Source organism: Promineifilum sp. (SeqCode), assembly GCF_041918635.1.
GTDB lineage: Bacteria > Chloroflexota > Anaerolineae > Promineifilales > Promineifilaceae > Promineifilum.
In genome coordinates, this window is sequence record NZ_JAYRVJ010000009.1 from 13,400 (window position 1) to 33,574 (window position 20,175).

The 20,175-nt window shown below is 66.8% G+C and carries 14 protein-coding genes; 9 read left to right on the forward strand and 5 right to left on the reverse strand.

Annotation, left to right across the window (positions count from 1 at the left end):
- Positions 1-56: 56 nt before the first annotated feature.
- The 4 genes from ACE3UY_RS00345 to rpoC all read left to right on the forward strand — a co-directional run bounded on the left by ACE3UY_RS00345 (position 57) and on the right by rpoC (position 7,366).
- Positions 57-293 carry an exodeoxyribonuclease VII small subunit gene (locus ACE3UY_RS00345; RefSeq protein WP_374685564.1) on the forward strand — a complete coding sequence of 79 codons (237 nt, stop codon included), beginning with the start codon at positions 57-59 and terminating at the stop codon, positions 291-293.
- A gap of 104 nt (positions 294-397) precedes the next feature.
- Positions 398-1,303, forward strand: a complete 906-nt coding sequence (ftsY, locus tag ACE3UY_RS00350) for a signal recognition particle-docking protein FtsY (RefSeq protein ID WP_374685565.1) — start codon at positions 398-400, stop codon at positions 1,301-1,303.
- Between the two features lie 189 nt (positions 1,304-1,492).
- Positions 1,493-2,615 (forward strand): peptide chain release factor 2 gene (prfB, locus tag ACE3UY_RS00355; RefSeq protein WP_374685566.1). Its coding sequence is split into 2 segments (ribosomal slippage): positions 1,493-1,558 and positions 1,560-2,615, totalling 1,122 coding nucleotides; the frame shifts between segments, so codons are not numbered across the junction.
- Between the two features lie 281 nt (positions 2,616-2,896).
- On the forward strand, positions 2,897-7,366 hold the full coding sequence (rpoC, locus tag ACE3UY_RS00360; RefSeq protein WP_374685567.1) for a DNA-directed RNA polymerase subunit beta': 4,470 nt from the start codon (positions 2,897-2,899) through the stop codon (positions 7,364-7,366).
- 146 nt (positions 7,367-7,512) lie between these two features.
- Here the strand turns inward: rpoC and ACE3UY_RS00365 are convergent, their stop codons facing one another.
- A complete protein-coding gene (locus ACE3UY_RS00365) occupies positions 7,513-8,550 on the reverse strand; it encodes a polyprenyl synthetase family protein (protein ID WP_374685568.1) in 1,038 nt (345 codons plus the stop codon).
- A gap of 72 nt (positions 8,551-8,622) precedes the next feature.
- On the reverse strand, positions 8,623-9,738 hold the full coding sequence (fni, locus tag ACE3UY_RS00370) for a type 2 isopentenyl-diphosphate Delta-isomerase (protein ID WP_374685569.1): 1,116 nt from the start codon (positions 9,736-9,738) through the stop codon (positions 8,623-8,625).
- Positions 9,739-9,849: 111 nt separating this feature from the next.
- On the opposite strand from fni, the gene ACE3UY_RS00375 reads away from it, so the two are divergent.
- The 5 genes from ACE3UY_RS00375 (at position 9,850) to ACE3UY_RS00395 (ending at position 17,118) form a co-directional block, all read left to right on the forward strand.
- A complete protein-coding gene (locus tag ACE3UY_RS00375; RefSeq protein WP_374685570.1) occupies positions 9,850-12,600 on the forward strand; it encodes a PEP/pyruvate-binding domain-containing protein in 2,751 nt (916 codons plus the stop codon).
- Between the two features lie 86 nt (positions 12,601-12,686).
- Entirely contained in the window at positions 12,687-13,631 is a 945-nt protein-coding gene (locus ACE3UY_RS00380) for a UDP-glucuronic acid decarboxylase family protein (protein WP_374685571.1), read from the forward strand.
- Positions 13,628-15,223: an O-antigen ligase family protein gene (locus tag ACE3UY_RS00385; protein ID WP_374685572.1), complete on the forward strand. Its 1,596-nt coding sequence runs from the start codon at positions 13,628-13,630 to the stop codon at positions 15,221-15,223. Before ACE3UY_RS00380 ends, ACE3UY_RS00385 begins: the two co-directional genes overlap by 4 nt.
- Before the next feature lie 138 nt (positions 15,224-15,361).
- Complete coding sequence (locus tag ACE3UY_RS00390) at positions 15,362-15,925, forward strand: GtrA family protein (protein ID WP_374685573.1); 564 nt, start codon at positions 15,362-15,364, stop codon at positions 15,923-15,925.
- Positions 15,922-17,118 carry a glycosyltransferase family 4 protein gene (locus tag ACE3UY_RS00395; RefSeq protein ID WP_374685574.1) on the forward strand — a complete coding sequence of 399 codons (1,197 nt, stop codon included), beginning with the start codon at positions 15,922-15,924 and terminating at the stop codon, positions 17,116-17,118. Before ACE3UY_RS00390 ends, ACE3UY_RS00395 begins: the two co-directional genes overlap by 4 nt.
- On the opposite strand, the gene ACE3UY_RS00400 is transcribed toward ACE3UY_RS00395, so the two are convergent.
- From ACE3UY_RS00400 to ACE3UY_RS00410, 3 genes are all read right to left on the reverse strand, one after another.
- Positions 17,087-18,148 carry an AAA family ATPase gene (locus ACE3UY_RS00400; RefSeq protein ID WP_374685575.1) on the reverse strand — a complete coding sequence of 354 codons (1,062 nt, stop codon included), beginning with the start codon at positions 18,146-18,148 and terminating at the stop codon, positions 17,087-17,089. The genes ACE3UY_RS00395 and ACE3UY_RS00400 overlap by 32 nt on opposite strands.
- 45 nt (positions 18,149-18,193) lie before the next feature.
- Positions 18,194-19,504, reverse strand: a complete 1,311-nt coding sequence (locus tag ACE3UY_RS00405; RefSeq protein ID WP_374685576.1) for a hypothetical protein — start codon at positions 19,502-19,504, stop codon at positions 18,194-18,196.
- A 184-nt stretch (positions 19,505-19,688) separates the two neighbouring features.
- Complete coding sequence (locus ACE3UY_RS00410) at positions 19,689-20,156, reverse strand: hypothetical protein (RefSeq protein ID WP_374685577.1); 468 nt, start codon at positions 20,154-20,156, stop codon at positions 19,689-19,691.
- Positions 20,157-20,175 lie beyond the last annotated feature (19 nt).

Consider the following 20,175-nt stretch of genomic DNA (forward strand, 5'->3'; position numbering starts at 1 on the left):
CCGGCACGGTGGGTACCACGGCGGTGCGTTGGCGAGCCGCCGCGTTTTGGCGTACAATGACCCCTATGATGGATGGGACGGAGAACCTGACCTTTGAGGAAGCGCTCCTGGAACTGGAGCAGACGGTGGCCGCGCTGGAATCGGGCGATCTCACGCTGGAGGCGTCGCTGTCGCTGTTCGAGCGCGGACGGCTGCTGGCGACTCGCTGCGGTCGTCTGCTCGACGAGGCCCAACTGCGCGTGGAGCAACTGACCGAGGACGGCGAGATTATCGTCCTGACCCCACCTAATTGAATTAGCAAGAACAAAGCGTCCACAGATTTCACAGATTTCACAGATTTTCTCTTCAATCTGTGTAATCTGTGAAATCTGTGGATGCTTCTTATGACGAGGCAAGTTTGTTCAAGAGCATTCGTGAATCACTGAGCCGCACGCGGCAGACGGTGTTCGGCCAGATCGCCGGCGTCCTGGGCGCGGGCGATATTACCGACGAGACCTGGGAAGACCTGGAAGCGCTGCTCATCCAGGCCGATGTAGGCGTGCCGACGACCGTCTATCTGGTGGATTCGTTGCGCGAGCGCGTGCGCCGCGACGGTCTCTATCGGGCCGACCAACTGCTGGCCGCGCTGCGCAGCGAACTGCGCGCCATCCTGGTCGATCCGCCTGTGTTTGAGTTGGAAGAGAACCGGCTGCTGACCGTGGTCATGGTCGTCGGCGTCAACGGCTCCGGCAAGACCACAACCATCGGCAAGCTGGCCCAGCGCTACAAGGATCACGGGCGCAAGGTCATCCTGGCCGCCGGCGACACCTTCCGCGCCGCGGCCATTGACCAGTTGCGCATTTGGGGCGAGCGGGCCGACGTGCCGGTCATCGCCGGACAGCCCGGCGGCGACCCGGCGGCTGTGGCCTACGACGGCATCCGCGCCGCGCGCGCGCGTGGCTTCGATCTGCTCTTCATCGACACCGCTGGCCGGCTGCACACCAAGTTCAATCTGATGAAGGAGTTGGAGAAGGTGCACGGCGTATGCCAGAAGAGCGTCCACGCTGCGCCGCACGAGGTGCTGCTGGTGCTCGACGCGCCGACGGGCCAGAACGCGCTGGCCCAGGCTCAGAAGTTTAAGGAGTCGGTGCACGTCTCCGGTGTCATCCTGACCAAGCTGGACAGCACGGCCAAGGGCGGCATGGTCTTCGCCATCTACCGCGAGTTAGGGCTGCCGGTGCGCTTCATCGGCACGGGCGAGCGGCTGCAAGACCTGGCCCCCTTCGACGCCGACCAGTTTATCGGCGGCCTGTTCGAGCCATAAGAGAAGAAGAATCCGCAAATTACGCAGATCACGCAGATTCGCAATTGTGGAGTCTTAAGAAATGGCTACGGATCACGGCAGAAGAAGACGGATCATTGAATTCGCTCTTAATCCGTATTGTCCGTCCGAATCTGTAGCCATTTATTAGACACAAACTATTCGCTCACTGACGCAAGGAACATAAAAGGCATGGAAGAGTTGATGATCCGCTTGGCCGAAATGATCGATGTGGTGACCAACCTCCGGGGGCGTCTTTGACGTCGCCGCTAAAGAATCCCGAATTGCTGAACTAGAAGAGAAGATCGCTGACGCCGGCTTCTGGAATGACCCGGCTGCGGGTCAGGGCGTCATGCGCGAATTGACCCGCCTGCGCGAGTCCGTCGCCGTCTGGCAGGAGATCGGCCGGTCGCTAGCCGACGCGCGCGAACTGGCCGAGTTGGGCGAAGAGTCGATGCGCGACGAGTTGACGGTCGAGGTCGAGCGCCTGGCGGGTGAGGTCGCCCAACTGGAGTTCCAGACGCTCATGTCGGGCGACTACGATGACGAGAACGCCATCCTGGCCATCCACGCCGGGGCGGGCGGCACCGAGGCCCAGGACTGGGCGCATATGCTTCAGCGCATGTTCCTACGTTGGGCGGAACAACACCGCATGAGCGCTGAGATCGTCGATGAGAGCGCCGGCGACGAGGCGGGCATTAAGAGCTGCACCATGTCCATCCGCGGCCGGTACGCCTACGGCTGGCTGAAGTCGGAGCGCGGCGTGCACCGGCTGGTGCGCATCTCCCCCTACGACGCTTCCGCCCGCCGTCACACCTCCTTCGCCAAGGTCGAGGTGTGGCCGGACGTGGCTGAGGAGATCGCGATCGAGATCGACGAGAAAGACCTGCGCATCGACCGCTTCCGGGCCAGCGGCGCGGGCGGCCAGCACGTGCAGAAGAATGAGACAGCCGTGCGTATCACCCATCTGCCGACGGGGCTGGTCGTCTCCTGCCAGAACCAGCGCTCACTGACGCAGAACACACAGGTCGCCATGAACATCCTGAAGGCGCAGTTGTTCGACCTGGCCCGTCGCAAGCAGAACGCTGAGATAGCCGCGCTGAAAGGCGAGGATGTGGACGCCGCCTGGGGCAGCCAGATCCGCTCCTACGTGTTGCAGCCGTACAAGATGGTCAAGGATCACCGCACCGGCCATGAGGTCGGCAACACACAGGCCGTGCTCGATGGGCGGCTGGACGACTTTATGGAGGCCTACCTGCGCCAGAGCGTGGGTGGAGGTGAGCCGGTGGCTGTGAGTGACGATCAAGCGCTGTAGGGCTTGTGTTTTTTCACCAGTGTGTTATAATTCTGGATCGCGTATTAACGCATTTCTGAGGTTCGAATATTTGACATATTGACGGTTGCCGATATAATTGTCCTAGTCATTGATTGATTCGAACGTGACCAAGAGCGCTGGCCATAGGCCAGGCGCTCTTTTGCGCGTTTATCCACCGACATCAGCCTTAGGTCGGACGGCCCGACAGCGACAAACAAAACGCATCGTCAATTGCACTTCTTCCGGTTGGGTAGGAGCCTAGTGATTTTGGGAGGTCATTAGTGGAGACAACGGATTTCCGCTCGCTACGCGTCAGCTTGGCGTCCCCGGAGCAGATTCGCTCCTGGTCTTACGGTGAGGTCACCAAGCCGGAGACCATCAATTATCGTCGTCTGCGTCCAGAGAAGGACGGTCTGTTCTGCGAAGCCATCTTTGGCCCGACGCGGGACTGGCAATGCTATTGCGGTAAGTACAAGAACGTCCGCTATAAGGGTATCGTTTGCGACAAGTGCGGTGTGGAGATCACCCGCTCGTCTGTCCGTCGCGAGCGTCTGGGCCACATCGAGCTGGCCGCCCCGGTGGCCCACGTCTGGTACACCCGCCGCGTGCCCAGCTACATGGGCCTGCTACTGAATATTTCGCGCCGCAATCTCGACCGCGTCCTCTACTTCGCCCAGTACGTCATCACCCACGTCGATGAGGAGTCGCGCCAGCGCGCCCTGAAGCGGCTGGACGAGGAACTCCAGGAGGCGGAGTCGCAACTGGAGACGAAGCTGCGCGAACAACTGGAAGAGACGACGGCCGAAGCCGCCGTCCGTCTGAGCGAACTCGAGGCCACCCGCGACGAGCGCCATAGCACTTTCGACGACCGCCTGAGCACCAGCACCGACGAGCTTGTCCAGGAAGCCAAGAACATCGAGCAGCGCCTGAACAACATACGCGGTTCGGCCGCGTCCGAGGACATCATTTTGGCCGGCGAACTGATTGTCCAGAAGGGCGAGACGGTTGGCCGCGAGCACATTGTCCTCGTTCAGGAGATCACCAAGGAGCGCCTGGAGACGATCCAGAAGACGTTCGAAGAGGATCAACAGCGCGAACTGGAAGAGTTGGGGCGCGAGATCGAGGAACTGCGCGGTGAGATCGGCTACGCCGGCGAGGGGTTGCGCGAGCGGATGGATCAGAAGCTCATCCGCCTACGCCAGCAGGCCACGGCCAGCCGCGACCAACTCGAGGCGCTGTCGCAGATGACGTTCCTCAACGAGAACGAATACCGCGAGCTGAAGAGCAAGTTCGGTAACGTCTTCCGCGCCGGCATGGGCGCCGAGGCGTTCCACGAGATTCTGCGCAGCATGGATCTCGACAAGCTATCTCGCGACCTGTGGCGCGAAGTGCGCACCAGCCGTTCCAAGCAGGCCGCCAAGCGGGCGACCAAGCGGCTCCAGGTCGTCGAGGCGTTGCGCGCCAGCGCTAACCGGCCAGAGTGGATGATCCTGACCGTTCTGCCGGTCATTCCGCCCGACCTGCGCCCGATGGTGCAGTTGGACGGCGGCCGCTTCGCCACGTCCGACCTGAATGACCTGTATCGCCGGGTCATCAACCGCAATAACCGCCTGAAGCGACTGCTGGAGTTGGGCGCGCCGGACGTGATCGTCCGCAACGAGAAGCGCATGCTCCAGGAGGCCGTGGACAGCCTGATCGACAACAGCCAGCGCGGCAAGGCGCTCAGCCGCCGCGGCCGGCGCGAACTCAAGTCGCTGTCCGACATGCTGAAGGGCAAGAAGGGGCGCTTCCGCCGCAACCTGCTCGGCAAGCGCGTGGACTACTCCGGCCGCTCGGTCATCGTCGTCGGCCCGAAGCTGAAGATGGGCGAATGCGGCTTGCCCAAGACGATGGCCCTGGAACTGTTCCGGCCGTTCGTGATCAGCAAGCTCGTCCAGTACAACTACGCCAGCAACGTGAAGGGGGCCAAGCGCTTCATGGAGCGCCAGCCGCCGGAGGTCTGGGAGGTGCTGGAAGAGGTTATCCAGGGCCGGCCCATCCTGCTCAACCGCGCGCCGACGCTGCACCGTCTGGGTATCCAGGCGTTCATGCCCAAGCTGGTGGAAGGCAAGGCGATCCAGCTGCATCCGCTGGTCTGCGCCGCCTTCAACGCCGACTTCGACGGCGACCAGATGGCCGTGCACGTGCCGCTGTCGGACAAGGCGGTGGCCGAGGCCAAGGGCATGATGATGGCGACGCGCAACCTGCTGAAGCCGGCCGACGGCCAGCCTATCGTCGGCCCGTCGAAGGACATGGTGCTGGGCGTTTACTACATCACCATGATGCGCGACGGCCTGAAGGGCGAGGGGCGCATCTTCAGCAGCCTGGAAGAGGTCGAGACGGCCTACGAGTTGGGCTATCTGGACATCCATGCCAAGATTAAGGTCCTGACATCGACCTACTGGAAGGACGACGGCAACATCCGCTACGCCGACGGCGAGGCGATCACGCGCATCATCGAGACGTCGCCCGGCCGGGTGCTGTTCAACCTGGCGCTGCCGGAGCCGGCGCGCTTCGTCAACCGCATTCTGGACAAGGGCGGCGTGAATGCGCTGATTAACCGCGTCCATCAGGTGCTGGGCGACGAGGCAACGATTGAGATGGTGGACGCCATCAAGGACATCGGCTTCCGCTTTGCGACTGTCTCGGGCACGAGCGTGGGTGTGGCCGACCTGACCATCCCGGAGCAGCGCGCCGGCATCCTCGACACCGCCCGCAAGCGCGTGGATGAGATCGACCGGCAGTTCCGCCGCGGTCTGCTGACCGAGGAGGAGCAGTACCAGCGCACCATCGAACAGTGGAACGAGGCCAAGGATCAGGTCGCCGACGCCGTGAAGCAGGCCATGGATCCCAACGGCCCGCTGGCGCTGATGGCGCTGTCGGGCGCGGGCAAGGGCGGCTTTGGCCCCATCACGCAGTTGGCCGGTATGCGCGGTCTGATGGCCGACCCGCAAGGGCGCATCATCCCTGTGCCGATCCAGTCGAACTTCCGGCAAGGGCTGGAGGCGCTGGAGTACTTCATCTCCACCCACGGCGCGCGCAAGGGTCTGGCCGACACCGCCCTGCGCACGGCCGACGCCGGCTATCTGACCCGGCGTCTGGTGGACGTGGCGCAGGACATCATCATCATGGAAGAGGACTGCGGCACGACCAAGGGCATCTGGGTGCGCCGCGTCGATAACTTCGGCAAGCAGACGTTGACTGAACGCCTGATCGGCCGCGTGGCCGCCGAGACGATCAGCCACCCGGAGACGGGTGAGATCGTCGTCAGCGAGGGCGACTACTTCACGGCTGAGACGGCCGAGGCGGTCGATAATCTGAACGTGGTTCAGGTCTACGTCTACTCGCCGATGACTTGCGAACTGCGGCTGGGCATCTGCCGCAAGTGCTATGGCACCGACCTGGCGCGCGGCAAGCCGGTTGAGTTGGGCACGGCGGTCGGCATCGTCGCCGCCCAGTCCATCGGCGAGCCGGGCACGCAGCTAACGCTGCGCACGTTCCACACCGGCGGCACGGCGTCAGCCGGCGGCGACATCACCCAGGGTTTGCCGCGCGTCGAGGAACTGTTCGAGGCGCGCCAGCGGCCCAAGGGCGAGGCGGTCATGACCGAGATCGGCGGCGCGGCCAACATCCGCATCATCGACGGCGTGCGCCACGCTTTCATCACCGATAGCAAGCTGGTCGATGATGTGTACGAAGTACCGCCCGGCTGGACGATTCAGGTGGAGAATAACCAGGACGTAGCCATTGGTGAGACGCTGGCCGAGAGCGGCGACGAGATCATCTTCGCCCGCCACCCCGGCCGCGTGACGCTGGACGAGAACGGCCTGCGCGTTACCTGGGAGAGCCGCGATGAGCGCGACTACGAGATCGCCGCGGGCGTGCGCCTGCTGATCAACGACGGCCAGCGCGTCAACGCCGGCGACCAGTTGACCGAGGGTTCCCGCAACCCGCACCGCATCCTGGAGATTCTGGGGCGTGACGCGGTGACCCAGTACTTGCTCCGCGAGGTGCAGCAGGTGTACCGGCCGCAAGGCCAGAACATCCACGACAAGCACTTCGAGGTCATCATCCGCAAGATGTTGAGCAAGGTGACCGTGACCGACTCCGGCGACACGGATATGCTGCCCGGCGACCTGATCGAGTCTCCGTCCTTCCTGGAGAAGAATGAGGAAGTCCTGACGGAGGGCGGTCAGCCGGCGCAGGCCGAACCGGTACTGTTGGGCATCACCAAGGCGTCGCTCAACACCGACAGCTTCCTGTCGGCCAGCTCGTTCCAGCACACCATCAAGGTGCTGGCTGGAGCGGCCATTGCCGGCAAGGAAGACCGTCTGGTGGGCCTGAAGGAGAACGTCATCATCGGCAAGCTTATCCCCGCTGGCACGGGTTTCCGCGCCGGTGAGGAAGAGCCGATGGAGTTGCCCGAAGGGTTCTTCATGGCGCCGGAGCTGGAGCCGGGCACACGCCTGACCAGCAGCGCGCTGATCGATGACGACACCGACGAAGAGATTCTGGCGGCCATCTCCGCCGCGGCGGCCGACGCCTCGCGCCTGACTCTGCTCAGCGATTACGACGCGGAAGAGGGTGAAGAGGTGTGGGACGACGAGGATGAGGCGTGGGACGACGACGAGGACGATGAGACCGAGGAGTCTGAGGAGTCTGAGGAGTCCGAGGAGTCCGAAGAAGAGGATTGGGAAGAGCCAGGCGACTAGGGCCGGGTTCTGTTGAGTGAGTGAAAGACCGGGCAGCCGCGAGGTTGCCCGGTCTTTTTGTTAGTAGTCAGGCAATTCATTGCCGTTCTTCACGCCTGTGGCGAAGAACGGCAATGAACTGCCTGACTACGAGCGGGGCGGGGTTCCTAGAAATCGCGGCGCAGGAGCATATCGGTCAACTGGCGCAGCGCCGCCGCCCCCGGCTCCACCGGCCGCGCCGCGGCGAGATGGGCCAGCGCTTCGTCGGAGTAGTCGGCCGCGCGTTCGACGGCATAGGCCCGCGCCCCCGCCTCATCCAGCAGGGCCACCGCGCGGCGCACAAACGTCCTGTCGTCTTCGGCCGGGGCGTCGTAGAGTTCGCGCAGCGCCGCGCTCCGCTCCAGGGCATAGAGCACCGGCAGCGTCTTCTTGCGCGTGGTGATGTCGGTGGCCGCCGACTTGCCGGTCAGCGCCTCGTCGCCCCAAATGCCGAGGATGTCATCCTGCACCTGGAAGGCCAGCCCCAGGTTCAGCCCGAAGGCCGCGAAGTGGCTCACGCGCGCGTCGTCCGCGCCGGCCACCAGCGCGCCCAGTTCGGCGCACAGGGCGACCAGCACCGCCGTCTTGCCGGTGATCATGGCGACGTACTCCGCGACGGCGACGGCCGGCCGCGTCTCAAAGGTCATGTCGGCGTGCTGACCGCGCGTCAGGGCGACCGAGGTCTCGTCGAAGTGGCGCAGCGCCCGCACGACAGTGGCCGGCGGCACGCCCCGCTCGGCCAGCCGGCCCAGCGCCAGGTGGGCCAGGGCGAACATGCCGTCGCCGGTGTTGATGGCCTGCGGCTGGCCCCACAACGTCCAGAGGGTGCGCCGGCCGCGGCGGGTGGGGCTGTCATCCTCGATGTCGTCGTGGACGAGGGAGAAGTTGTGCAGGATTTCAATAGCTGCCGCGGCGGGAACGGCTTGTCGCCAGTCGCCGCCGGCCGCGGCGCAGGCCAGGAGGCAGAGGATGGGGCGAATGCGCTTGCCGCTGTTGCCGCCGGCTGGTTGCAGGGCTTCGTCGGCCCAGCCCATGTGGTAGTGCATCATGCCGTAGAAGGGGTCGGCCAGGCCGGCGTCCGCGCCATCAGCGCGCAGCACGGCGCGCATCTCGGCTTCGACAGCCGGCAGGAAGGCGGCGGAAAAGGTGCTCAGTTCGTCGCTCATATTACCATCCGCAGATTAGGCAGATTTTCGTCCTTGTAAAAACCCGGTTTCTTCTGAGAAACCGGGTTTCTACTAAAAGCTGGTATGTAGTGGTGTCTGGCCCAACGCGCCGATGTCGCCCGCGCCGGCGCAGAACATGGCGACGCGCAGCTCGTCGGTCAGCGCGCCGGCCAGCTGTGCCACGCCCTCCACCCCGTCCTGGTCGGCCGCCCGCAGGAACTCGCCGGCCAGACCAACCAGCGACGCGCCCAGGGCGATACACTTGGCCGCCTCGATGCCGTCGTGGATGCCGCCGCTGGCGAAGAGGGCCAGCCCCGGCGCGGCCTCGCGGCAGTAGCGCAGCGAGACGGCGGTGGGAATGCCCCAGTCGATGAACGCGCCGGCTACGCGAGCCAGGCGAGGCGTGGGCGCCCGGTGCATCTCTACCTGGCTCCACGACGTGCCGCCGGCCCCGGCCACGTCGATGGCCGCCACGCCGGCCGAAGCCAGCCGCCGCGCGTCCTCGCGCGAGAAGCCCCAGCCTACTTCCTTGGCCACCACCGGCACGGGCAGCGCCCGGCAGACGGCCTCCACCCGCCGCAGCAGTCCGGCGAAGTTGCCGTCCCCTTCGGGCTGGACGGCCTCTTGCAGGGCGTTGAAGTGCAGGATGAGGGCGTCGGCCTCGATCATGTCCACGGCGCGCCGGCAGTGGTCGATGCCGTAACCATAGTTGAGTTGCACCGCCCCCAGGTTGGCGAAGAGCAGGATGTCGGGGGCCACGTCGCGCACCTGGTAGGTGGATTCCAGCGCGGGGTCTTCGATGGCGGCGCGCATGGAACCTAGCCCCATCGCCATGCCCACCGCCTGCGCCCCGGCGGCCAGCGTGCGGTTGATGTGCCGCGCCCGCTCCGTGCCGCCGGTCATGGACGAGATGAGCAGGGGCGTCGCCTGCCGCTTGCCCAACACCTCCACGGACGTATCCACCGCGGCCAGGTCCAGTTCGGGCAGCGCCTGGTGCATGAAGAAGTACGCCTCCAGGCCGTTGGTTAGCCTCTTGAAGGCGACGTCCTCTTCCAGGTTGATGCGGATGTGGTCGGCCTTGCGCTTCTCGTGAATGTCGGTATTCGGTTCAGGGCCGGCCGAATCGGCCTTGCGCTTCTCGTGGCTATCGGCGCCCGCGGGCGCGAGCGGGGTCGGTGCATCTTTCATAGACGGGTATTATAGCACGCTCGCGCCGTCGCGTACTCCGCTGAACGATGCTAGAATCACGCTCTTAGTAATCTGCGAAATCGGCGGATCATTCTCCCCCACGTGAGCCCTATGTTGCTCCTGCCGTTCACCTCGACCGACGCCACGCTCCAGACCGCCGGCGGCAAGGGGGCCAATCTGGCCCGCCTGACGCACGCCGGGTTCCCCGTGCCGCCCGGCTTCATCGCCCCGACGGCCGCCTATCGCGCCTTCGTGGAAGCCAATGAGTTAGGCGGCGTCATCGCCGCGTCCCTGACCGGCCTGGCCGCCGACGACGCGGCCCGGCTGGAAGCGGCATCGGCGGCCATTCGCGGGGCCTTCGCACGGGGGCGCGTGCCGGAGGAGGTGGCCGCGGCGATTCGGGAGGCGTATAGAGGACTGGCCGGCGGGGACGCCGGCGATCCGAGTGTGGCTGTGCGCTCGTCGGCCACGCTGGAGGATTTGCCCGACCTGTCTTTCGCCGGGCAGCAGGACACGTTCCTCAACGTGGTGGGCGCGGAGGCGCTGCTGCGGGCGGTGGTGGATTGCTGGTCGAGCCTGTGGACGGGGCGGGCCATCGGCTACCGGGCGCGCAACGGCCTGGATCACGAGGGGGCGGCGCTGGCGGTCATCGTGCAGGTCATGGTTCCCAGCGACGTGTCGGGTGTGCTGTTCACCGCCAACCCGCTGACAGGGTTGCTCAGCGAGTCGGTCATCGACGCCACGTTCGGGTTGGGCGAGGCGCTGGTGGCCGGGCAGGTAGAGCCGGATCACTTCGTGGTGGACGCGCGCTCCGGCGCGATCCGGTCGGTGGCGCTGGGGGCCAAGGCGGTCGCCACGCGCGGCCGGCCGGGCGGCGGGGTGGAGACGCGGGCCGAGGACGGCGCGGCGCGGCAGACGCTCGCGCCGGGCGAGATTCGGCGGCTGGTCGAGTTAGGGCAGCGAGTGCAGGCGGAGTATGGCGCGCCGCAGGATATAGAGTGGGCGCTGGCGCGGCGACATGTAGTCGGGCAATTCATTGCCGTTCCTGGCGAAGGGGAGAAGAACGGCGATGAATCGCCTGACTACGAACTCTATCTGCTGCAATCGCGGGCCATCACGTCGCTTTTCCCCGTGCCGGAGGTGTCGTTCGACCCGCTGATCATCTGGTTCTCGTTCGGCGCGGCGCAGGGGATGCTGGAGCCGATCACGCCGTTGGGGCGCGACAGCCTGCGCCAACTGCTGGCGGGGGCGGCCGGGCTGTTCGGGCGGCAGCCCGCGCCCGAGGAACTGCGCGTGTTCGCCGCGGCCGGAGAGCGCATCTGGGTGCGCATCAGCGACCTCATCCGCCACCCGGTCGGCCACCGCCTGTTCAAGGGTGTGGTCGACTACCTGGAGCCAAGTGTGGGGCAGATCGTCAGCGCCCTGGCCGATGACCCGCGGTTGGGGGCGGGACAGGGGCGGCTCAAGCTGAGCACGCTGTGGCAGCTGGGCCGCGTCTTTGTGCCGCTCATCGCGCGGATCATCCGCAACGCGGCGCGGCCCGCGGCGGCGAGAGCGCGGCTGGAGGCCGACATCGAGGCGTACCTGGCCGAGGCCCGTATCCCGGCCGGGGCCGACCGCTTCGAGCGGCTGGGCCACATCGCCGCCTTCCTGCGCGACCGGCTGGCGCATGGTTTCTCGTTCCTGCTGCCTCGCTTTGTGCCCGTGCTCGGCCCCAGTATGGGGTCGCTGGCCTTACTCAACAAGCTGGCCGGAGACCAACCGGCGCTAGCGCTGGAAGTGACCCGCGCCCTGCCCCAGAACGTGACGACGGAGATGGACTTGGCGCTGTGGCGGGCGGCGGCGGCCATCCGGGCCGACGCGGAAGCGGCGGCCTGTTTCGCCGCATTGGACGCGCCCGCGCTGGCCGAGCGCTACTTGCGCGGCGCGCTGCCGCCGGCGGCGCAGACGGCCGTGTCTGGCTTCCTGGAGCGGTATGGGGCGCGCGGTGTGGGCGAGATCGACATGGGCCGGGCGCGCTGGCGCGAGGAGCCGGCGCCGGTGATGCGCACCCTGCAGAGCTACCTCCAGATTGACCCGGCAGCCGCGCCCGACGTGGTGTTTGCGCGCGGCGAGCGGGCGGCGGCCGAGGCGGTGGAGGCGTTGGCCGCCGTCGCCCGCCGCCAGCGCGGCGGGTGGCTCAAGGAGAAGGTGGCGCGGGCCGCCGCCACGCGCGTCCGGCTGATGATGGGCGCGCGCGAAAGCCCCAAGTTCTTCGCCGTACGCGTCATGGGGATCGTTCGTGCGGCGCTGCTGGACGTGGGCGAGGCGTTCGCCGCGGCGGGGACGATTGAGCAGGCCGACGACCTGTTCTTCCTGACCATCACTGAATTAGAGAGCCTCTCCCGCAATGAGGTTGGTAGTCAGGCGATTTATCGCCGTCTGATCGCCGAGCGTCGCGCCCTCTACGAGCGCGAGGCGCGCCGCCGCCAGGTTCCGCGCGTGCTGGTCAGCGACGGCCGGGCCTTCTACGAGGGGCTGGGCGCGCTGAGCGACGCCGGAGATGTCATCATCGGCAGCCCCGTCTCGCCGGGCGTGGCCGAGGGGGTCGTTCACGTCGTGCTGGATCCGTTCGGGACGCAACTCGCGCCGGGCGAGATTCTGGTTTGTCCCGGCACCGACCCGGGCTGGACGCCGCTCTTTCTAACTGCTGGCGGGCTCATCACCGAGGTGGGCGGGATGATGACCCACGGCTCGGTGGTGGCGCGGGAGTACGGCATCCCAGCCGTGGTGGGCGTGCATCAGGCGACGAGCCGGCTGAAGGACGGGCAGCGGATTCGAGTGGATGGCACGCAGGGGCGGATCGTGGTGCTGGACGATTGAGAGCGGACGCTCTCGCCCGTTTGGGGGACGCAGGGTAGAATTGCGGACTGAAACCAGGGCGCTGGCCCTATAGCTTTGGAGAACCTATGCGCGTACTTATCACCGGCGCGGCCGGCTTCCTCGGCTCACATCTCTGTGATCGCTTCATCGCCGAGGGCCACACCGTGGTCGGCATGGACAATCTGCTGACCGGCAGCATGGACAACCTGGCCCATCTGGCCGGCCACGACCGATTCAGCTTCATCAAGCACGACGTCAGCCAGTACATCTACGTCGCCGGGCCGATCGACGCCGTGCTGCACTTCGCCTCGCCGGCCAGTCCCAACGACTATCTGGAGTACCCCATCCCAACGCTCAAGGTCGGCTCGCTGGGCACGCACAACACGCTGGGCCTGGCCAAGCATAAGGGGGCGCGCTTTCTGCTGGCCTCCACCTCGGAGGTGTACGGCGACCCGGAGGTGAACCCGCAGCCCGAAAGCTACTGGGGTCACGTCAACCCCATTGGCCCGCGCGGCGTCTACGACGAGGCCAAGCGCTTCGCCGAGGCGATCACGATGGCCTACCACCGCTATCATGGCCTGGAGACGCGCATCGTGCGCATCTTCAACACCTACGGGCCGCGCATGCGCCTGAATGACGGTCGCGTCGTGCCTAACTTTATCTATCAGGCCCTCACCAACCAGCCGCTGACCGTTTACGGTCGGGGTACGCAGACGCGCGCCTTCCAGTACTATTCTGACCTGATCGAGGGCATCTACAGACTGCTGCACTCTAACGAGACGTTGCCGGTGAACATCGGCAACCCCTATACTGAGATGTCTGTCATGGAACTGGCCGAGCGGATCGTAGAGCGGGCGCGCAGTCAATCACCGATCATCTGCATTGAGCCGACCGACGACCGCATCGTGGACGACCCAAAGGTGCGCCGACCGGATATCACGCGCGCCCGCGAGTTACTGGGTTGGGAGCCGCGCGTGCCGGCCGACGAAGGGCTGACGCAGACTATTGATTACTTCCGGCAGAGGCTTTGAGCGGACTACTGACGACAGACGACGGACGACGGGCAGCGCTCTTTCTGGCTATCGCCGTGATGGTCGGGTTGGCCGTCGTCCGACTGCCGCTGCCAGTCGCCGCAGGGGCGGTGGCGCTGGCGGCGGCCGTGCTGCTGGCGCTGATCAACCCGCTCTTCGGGCTGGCGCTGGCGCTGCTGGTCGGGCCGCTGGGGGCGCTGGAGAACGTCGTTCTGGGCAGCGCCCTGCTGGATAGCGGGCAGGCGGCGCTGCTGCTGGCGCTGGCGTCGTGGATCGGCGGCGGGCTGGCGCGGCGGCGGCTGTGCGTCCCGGCCACGCCGTTCAATGGGCCGTGGCTGCTCTTCGTCGCCGTCGCCGCCCTGGGCCTGTTGGACGCTTACTCCATCCCGCTGGGTCTGGTCGAACTGCTGAAATGGCTGGAGATGGGCTTGATCGTCTGGCTGATGCTCGACCTGGCCGACGACCCCACGCGCCGGCCGGTGGGTCGCCCGGCCGTCTTGCGCCTGGTGCTGGCGGCGCTGCTGCTGGCCGGGCTGATCCAGGCGCTCATCGGCGTCTGGCAATTCGGGTTGCGCGGCGATGGGCCGGAGCACTTCCTCGTCCTGGGCCGCTTCTATCGCGCCTATGGGACGTTCGAGCAGCCCAACCCGTTCGGCGGGTATATGAATTTGACGGCGTTCCTGGGGGCGGGGGTGGCATTGGGTTATGCCGCGTACCTGGCTGGCGTTAAGAGGAAGAGGAACACAGAGTTACACAGCTCTGTGTTCCTCTTCTCTGATCACGCCATCATCACACCAACCCAGTCTCGGAGCGCTCATATCATTTGGCTGATTTTTGCCCTATTGTGCGCGGGGGCGGGAACACTGGGGCTGGTCTTTTCGTGGAGTCGCGGGGCGTGGCTGGGCTTTCTGGCCGGCGGGGCGGTGTTGCTGCTGTTCAGCGCGCGGCGGGTGGCGGTGGGCGCGGCCGTGGCCGGCGTGGCGGCGGTCGTGCTGGGCGGGGGGCTGTGGCTGGGCGTGTCGGCCGGGTTCGGGCCGGCGCTGTCGGTGGCCGACCGGCTGAGCGGCTTCGGCGACGAGTTCCGCCTGGGGGACGTGCGCGGCGTGGACATCAACGACGCCAACTACGCCGTGCTGGAGCGGCTGGCCCACTGGCAGGCGGCGGCCGATATGGCCCGCGACGACCTGTGGAGCGGCGTCGGCTTCGGCAACTACGCCGCCGCCTATCCCGACTACGCGCTCATCAATTGGCCCGACGCGCTGGGCCACGCCCACAACTACTACCTCAACCTGTTGGCCGAAGTGGGCGCGCCCGGTTTGCTGGCCTACGCGCTCTTCTGGCTGTTCGTCGTCGGCCAGACGGTGTGGCTGGCGCGGCGGCTGGCGTGGCCGGAGCGTGGGGTGGCCGTAGGGTTGCTGGCGGCCTGGGCGGCGTTGGCAGTCCACCACCTCGTGGATAAACTATACGTGAATAATATCTACATCCACCTGGGCGGGATGCTCGGTCTGCTACAATTGCTTGTCTGGCGTGGGTTTTATGATGTAGGGCGGGTTTCCAAACCCGCCCCTACGGACGACATTTGCCCGGTGTAGGGGCGGGTTTCAAACCCGCCCTGCGAGTGGGCAAGAGTCGCGGGGCCAACGATCAATGAGATGAACCGCTCACAGATGCGGCACAACGCCTCTCTTGAAATCTGTGCAATCTGTGAAATCTGTGGATGCTTCAAAGGAATGTCAAAAGTGGGCATGCTAATTACGGACGTTTCAAGCCGCTTTGGGATTAATCCCAGGGAGGCCAAGCGCTTTGTCAAGTTCCTGATCGTCGGCGCTATCGGCTTTGTGGTCGACTTCGGCTTCTTCAACCTCCTGCTGAACCCGATGAATGACCTTGTGTCGCCGGGGGCGGCGCTCTACACGCTGCTGGCCGGTATGGGCTTCGGCGACTACTTCATTACCCACCTCGGCCCGACGCTGGCTTCATCCATCTCGTTCGTCGCCGCCGTGTTCAGCAACTTCCTGTGGAACCGCTACTGGACGTACCCCGACTCGCGCTCCCGCTCCCGCCGCCGGCAGTTCACCATGTTCTTCCTGGTCAGCATCGTCGGCGTGCTCATCCGTATCCCCATCGTCTTCCTGATGACGCCCCTCTTCCGCTCGTTCATCAGCAGCATCGGGCCGCTCCAGGCGTACACGACGCGCCTGGCAGACAACCTGTCGCTGGGCGTGGCGGTGGTCGTCGTCCTGTTCTGGAACTTCTTCGCCAACCGGCACTGGACCTATAACGACGTCGAGTGAAGCGCGGCGCGACCATCGGCTTCGACGTGACCGCGGCCCTGACGCAGGGGGGCGGCATCGGCCGCTACACCCGCGAACTGATCCACGCCCTGGTCAGTGCCGCGCCGCAGTATCGGTATACGCTCTTCTCCGCCCGACCGCCGGCCGCGCCGCCCGTACCCGACTCGCTGCCGGCCGCGGCCCACGTGGCGCACCGGCCGGCCCCGGTGGACGAGCGCTGGCTCTACCGGCTGTGGTATCGCGCCAACCTGCCACTGCCTGTCCAGTTTTTCACCGGGCCGATTGACCTGTTCCACTCGCCCGACTTCGTGCTGCCGCCGGTGCGCGGTGACATCCCCACGCTGCTGACTGTCCATGATCTGTCCTTCATCCACTACCCGGAGACGTTTCCGGCGCGGCTGGTGGTCTATCTGAACCGCGTCGTGCCCCGGTCGGTGGCGCGGGCTGGTCACATCCTGGCCGACTCCCAGGCCACGCGGCGTGACCTGGAGGCGGTGTGGGGGGTGTCGCCGGGCAAGGTGACGGTGCTCTACAGCGGCGTCAACCCGCGCTTCCGGCCGGTGCGCGACCTGGCGGCGCTGGCCGCCGTGCGCGCCCGCTACGGCCTGGGCAACCGGCCCTACGTGCTGACCGTCGGCACGGTGCAGCCGCGCAAGAATTACGAGATGCTGGTGCGCGCCTTCGCGCCGCTGGCCGAGCGCCACCCGCACACGCTGGTCATCGCCGGCGGGCGGGGTTGGCTGGTGGAGGGGCTGCTGGCCGAGATCGCGCGGCTGGGGCTGGGCGACCGGGTGCAGCTGGCCGGCTTCGTGGACGATGCCGACCTGCCCGCACTGTACTCGGCGGCCGACCTGTTCGTCTTCCCCAGCCTCTATGAGGGGTTCGGCCTGCCGCTGCTGGAGGCAATGGCCTGCGGCGCGCCGGTGGTCACGTCCGACGCCTCCAGCCTGCCGGAGGTGGTGCGGACGGACGGCGCGGCCGCGGCGCTGGCCCTGTCGCCCCACGACGAGGCGGGCTGGACGGCAGCGATGGATAGACTGCTGTCGGACGAGGTGGCGCGGCGCGCGTTGGCCGCGGCCGGCCCGGTGCAGGCGGCGCGGTTCAGCTGGGAGCGGGCGGCGGGGGAGTTGGCAGACTTGTATGCCACACTTCTGGCAGACCTCAGAGGTTTGCCGCAAACCTCTGAGGTCTAGAGGATTGCCGCAACCACTCGCTGAACAACAAGCTATCCGCCCACAGATGCCCGCCCGTGTCGGCCAGCACACCATAGCTGCGCAGCCGCGCCGCCGCCCCGCGAATCTCCGCCTCGTCGTAAGGTAGGCGCTCGACCGGCCGCTCCCCGGCCACGGCCAGCAGCACACTCCGCTCCACGTCGCTGAAGCAGCTCCACCACTGCTCGAAGTATGGCCCCATCTCCGACACCAGGCGCGGCGTGACGCCGGCCGGCGTGGGCCGCTGGGCGTCCGCCTTGTGGCCCAGCCAGACGGCGGCCGTAGCCTGGACAAAGAAGGGCAGCGAGCCGGCGATATGGCGGATGGCGGCCACATCCTCATCGTCGGCGGCGATGCCCACCCGCCGGGCGGGGACGCGGATCAACTCATCCAGTTCAGCCGGGCCGAGGCTGGAGAGGTAAATGGGCGTCGGGTAGAATATGTTGTAGAAGGGCGACGTGGGCGGCAGGCCGGCGAAGGCCCCCAACCGGTACAGATCCCAATAGGACGCGGTGACGTAGGCCAACTCGTAGTCCCACACGCTGGCCAGGGCGCGCAACTCAGTCAGGAACTCCCCGCCGAAGTCGGCAGCGCGCAGGTGATCGAACTCATCCAGCAGCAAGACGACGCGCCGCTCGCCCAGCTCATAGAGCAGCGACTCCACGGCATAGACGTCGGCCGGGGCGGCGTCGCCCGGCGCGGTACGGGGCGAGAGGAGACCCAACAGCCGCCGGCCGACGCGGCCGTAGAAGTCGGCGGCGTTGCGGCAGGCGGAGAGATCGACGTAGAGCAGGGCGTAGCGCGCCGCGTCGGGCAGGTGGGCGGCCATGACCACCGGGTCGGCGACGTGGCGCAGGAAGGAGGTCTTGCCGGCGCGGCGCAGGCCGAGGATGCTGACGCATTGAGCCTGCACGCCATCCAGCGTCTCGAAGAACTGGCGCGTCTGGCCGGCGCGGCCGAAGAAGTCGAACGACTGGCGGATGGGGGGGCCGACGAGGTAGGGCGACTTCATATCATCTCCGAAGAAAGAAGAATCCGCAGAAGAACAATCCGCAGATTACGCAGATTGGGGCAGCCATTGGTGAGTGTCCTCCGCGATCAAGGTTTCTAGAACGTGGGCGACGTCGGCCGGGCGGAGGTCGTGGCGACCCTGCTCATTGAGCAGGCTGACCAGGCGGTGGCAGAGGGTCTGGACGGCGAGGGGGTGGCCGGCGGTGGCGTCCCAGATGCGCTCCACGGCCTCATCCTCCACGGTCAGCGCGCCGGCCAGCGGCCCGCGCACCAGCACCTCGGTCTCCGCCCGGTCGAGCGGGCCGAGCTCGCGCCGGGCGCACAGGTCGAGAAGGGGCCGCCAGAAGGGGTCGAGCGCGCCGGGGCCGCCGCAGAGCAGGAAGGCCGTCCGCTCGCGGTGCTGCATCTGGGCGCGCAGGAAGGGCAGCAGTTCCGGCTCCAGCCGGCCGCCCTCGATGCCCGCCCGCAGCTGCTCCAGTTCGTCCACGGCGATGAGCAGCAGCCCCCCGGCCGGCAGCGCCGCCTCGGCCCGGTCGAGCGCCCGCTCCAGCACGGCATAAGGGGATTCATCGGGCAGGGCGTCACCGGTGTGGCCGTTGGCGTGCGCTTGCGGGGCTACGTCGCCGGCCACATGGCACAGCCACTCGCCCGTGTGGCAGCCAGCCAGGCGTTGCAGGTCAATATAGACGGGCGTGAGCGGCCGGATGGGATGCCGACGCAGAGGATCGCCGCGCCGCCCGGCGGCGACCTGATAAAGCGTCGAGGTCTTGCCCACGCGCCGTTGACCGTGGAGCAGCAGGGCGTTGGGGCGGCTGGGGGCGTGGAGATTCTCGGCCAGCCAGGCGAACACCTCCTCCCGCCCGACGTACAGCGTCTCGGCCGGGCCGGCGAGCGGGCGGCCGACGACGTAGGGGTTGGGGAGCAGGGCCGAGTCGGGCCGCCTGTTCCCAGCCGGGGCCGGCAGATGGCGACGCAGGGCGCAGGCCAGGTGGGTCAGTTCGCGTGCGCCCTTGGTGAACTGCCAGGCGGCCCCCTCACGCAGCAGGTAGCGCGCCCGGTCGCCGGAGCGGGCTGAGAAAGCGACGAGCGGCGCGTCCGGCCGCAGCCGCCGCGCCTCGCGCGCGAAGGCGAGCAGGTCGGGCAGGGGGGCGTCGTCGGCGTCGAGGAGTAGCAGGTCGATGTCCGGCTCGCGCCGCAGCCGCTCCAGCGCGGCGGGCAGGGCCGGCTCGATAGTGAAGGTGAAGTCGGCTGTCTGGGCCAGGATGACGGCCGGGAAAGGGGCCGCCGCAGTGCGCGCAAAAGCCGCGCCTGCACAAAGGGTCTTGAGGGGGCATTTGGCGGGGGCGTCGATGATCACGTCGTTGTCGTAGAAACCCGGTTTCTTCTGAGAAACCGGATTCTACTATTTTAGTTTGAAGGGGGAGAAATGGCTACGAATTTGGACGGAAGAGACGGATGAAGAACGGATTCAACATTGTTTTCAATCCGTTCTTCATCCGTCCCTTCCGTCCAAATCCGTAGCCATTCTTTCGCGCCACAAGCTATCGCGCCGCCACTGCCCGCAACACCTCCACCGCCAGCCCCTCAATGGCCGCAATATCGGCGTCGGTCGGCTGCTCGTCCCCCCGGCCGGTGAAGGTGATGGTGATGGTCATGGCGTCGGCCGTGGCCGGGTCGCTCTGCTCGTGCTCGAACGAGGCCAGCCGCGCCACCCAGCCGGCCACCTGTTGCGCCTGGGCCGCCGTCAGCGTCGTCTCGCCCAGCGTCTCCGGCGGCTCGCTGGCGCAGGAGGCGGCCGTCGCCGGGCCACCCGCGCCGACGGTGACCACGTCGCAGAAGCCGGCAATGCCGCCCACGCGCTGCCAGACGAAGCCGCCATCCAGCGCCTCCGGCCCGCCCGCGTTCTCTTCGATCTCTTCTCCCTTATCCCCGCCGCTCGCGCTGCACGCCGCCAGCAGCACCGCCAACACCAGCATCAACACCAACCAGAGTATCGCCCTTGCTCTCATCTCATACCCCCTGAGAGAA

Bases quoted from the DNA above. Each gene is read 5' to 3' on its own strand.
- ACE3UY_RS00345 (WP_374685564.1), top strand. From the start codon at position 57: ATGACCCCTATGATGGATGGGACGGAGAACCTGACCTTTGAGGAAGCG.
- ACE3UY_RS00365 (WP_374685568.1), bottom strand. From the start codon at position 8,550: ATGAGCGACGAACTGAGCACCTTTTCCGCCGCCTTCCTGCCGGCTGTC.
- fni (WP_374685569.1), bottom strand. From the start codon at position 9,738: ATGAAAGATGCACCGACCCCGCTCGCGCCCGCGGGCGCCGATAGCCAC.
- ACE3UY_RS00375 (WP_374685570.1), top strand. From the start codon at position 9,850: ATGTTGCTCCTGCCGTTCACCTCGACCGACGCCACGCTCCAGACCGCC.
- ACE3UY_RS00380 (WP_374685571.1), top strand. From the start codon at position 12,687: ATGCGCGTACTTATCACCGGCGCGGCCGGCTTCCTCGGCTCACATCTC.
- ACE3UY_RS00390 (WP_374685573.1), top strand. From the start codon at position 15,362: ATGTCAAAAGTGGGCATGCTAATTACGGACGTTTCAAGCCGCTTTGGG.
- ACE3UY_RS00400 (WP_374685575.1), bottom strand. From the start codon at position 18,148: ATGAAGTCGCCCTACCTCGTCGGCCCCCCCATCCGCCAGTCGTTCGAC.
- ACE3UY_RS00410 (WP_374685577.1), bottom strand. From the start codon at position 20,156: ATGAGAGCAAGGGCGATACTCTGGTTGGTGTTGATGCTGGTGTTGGCG.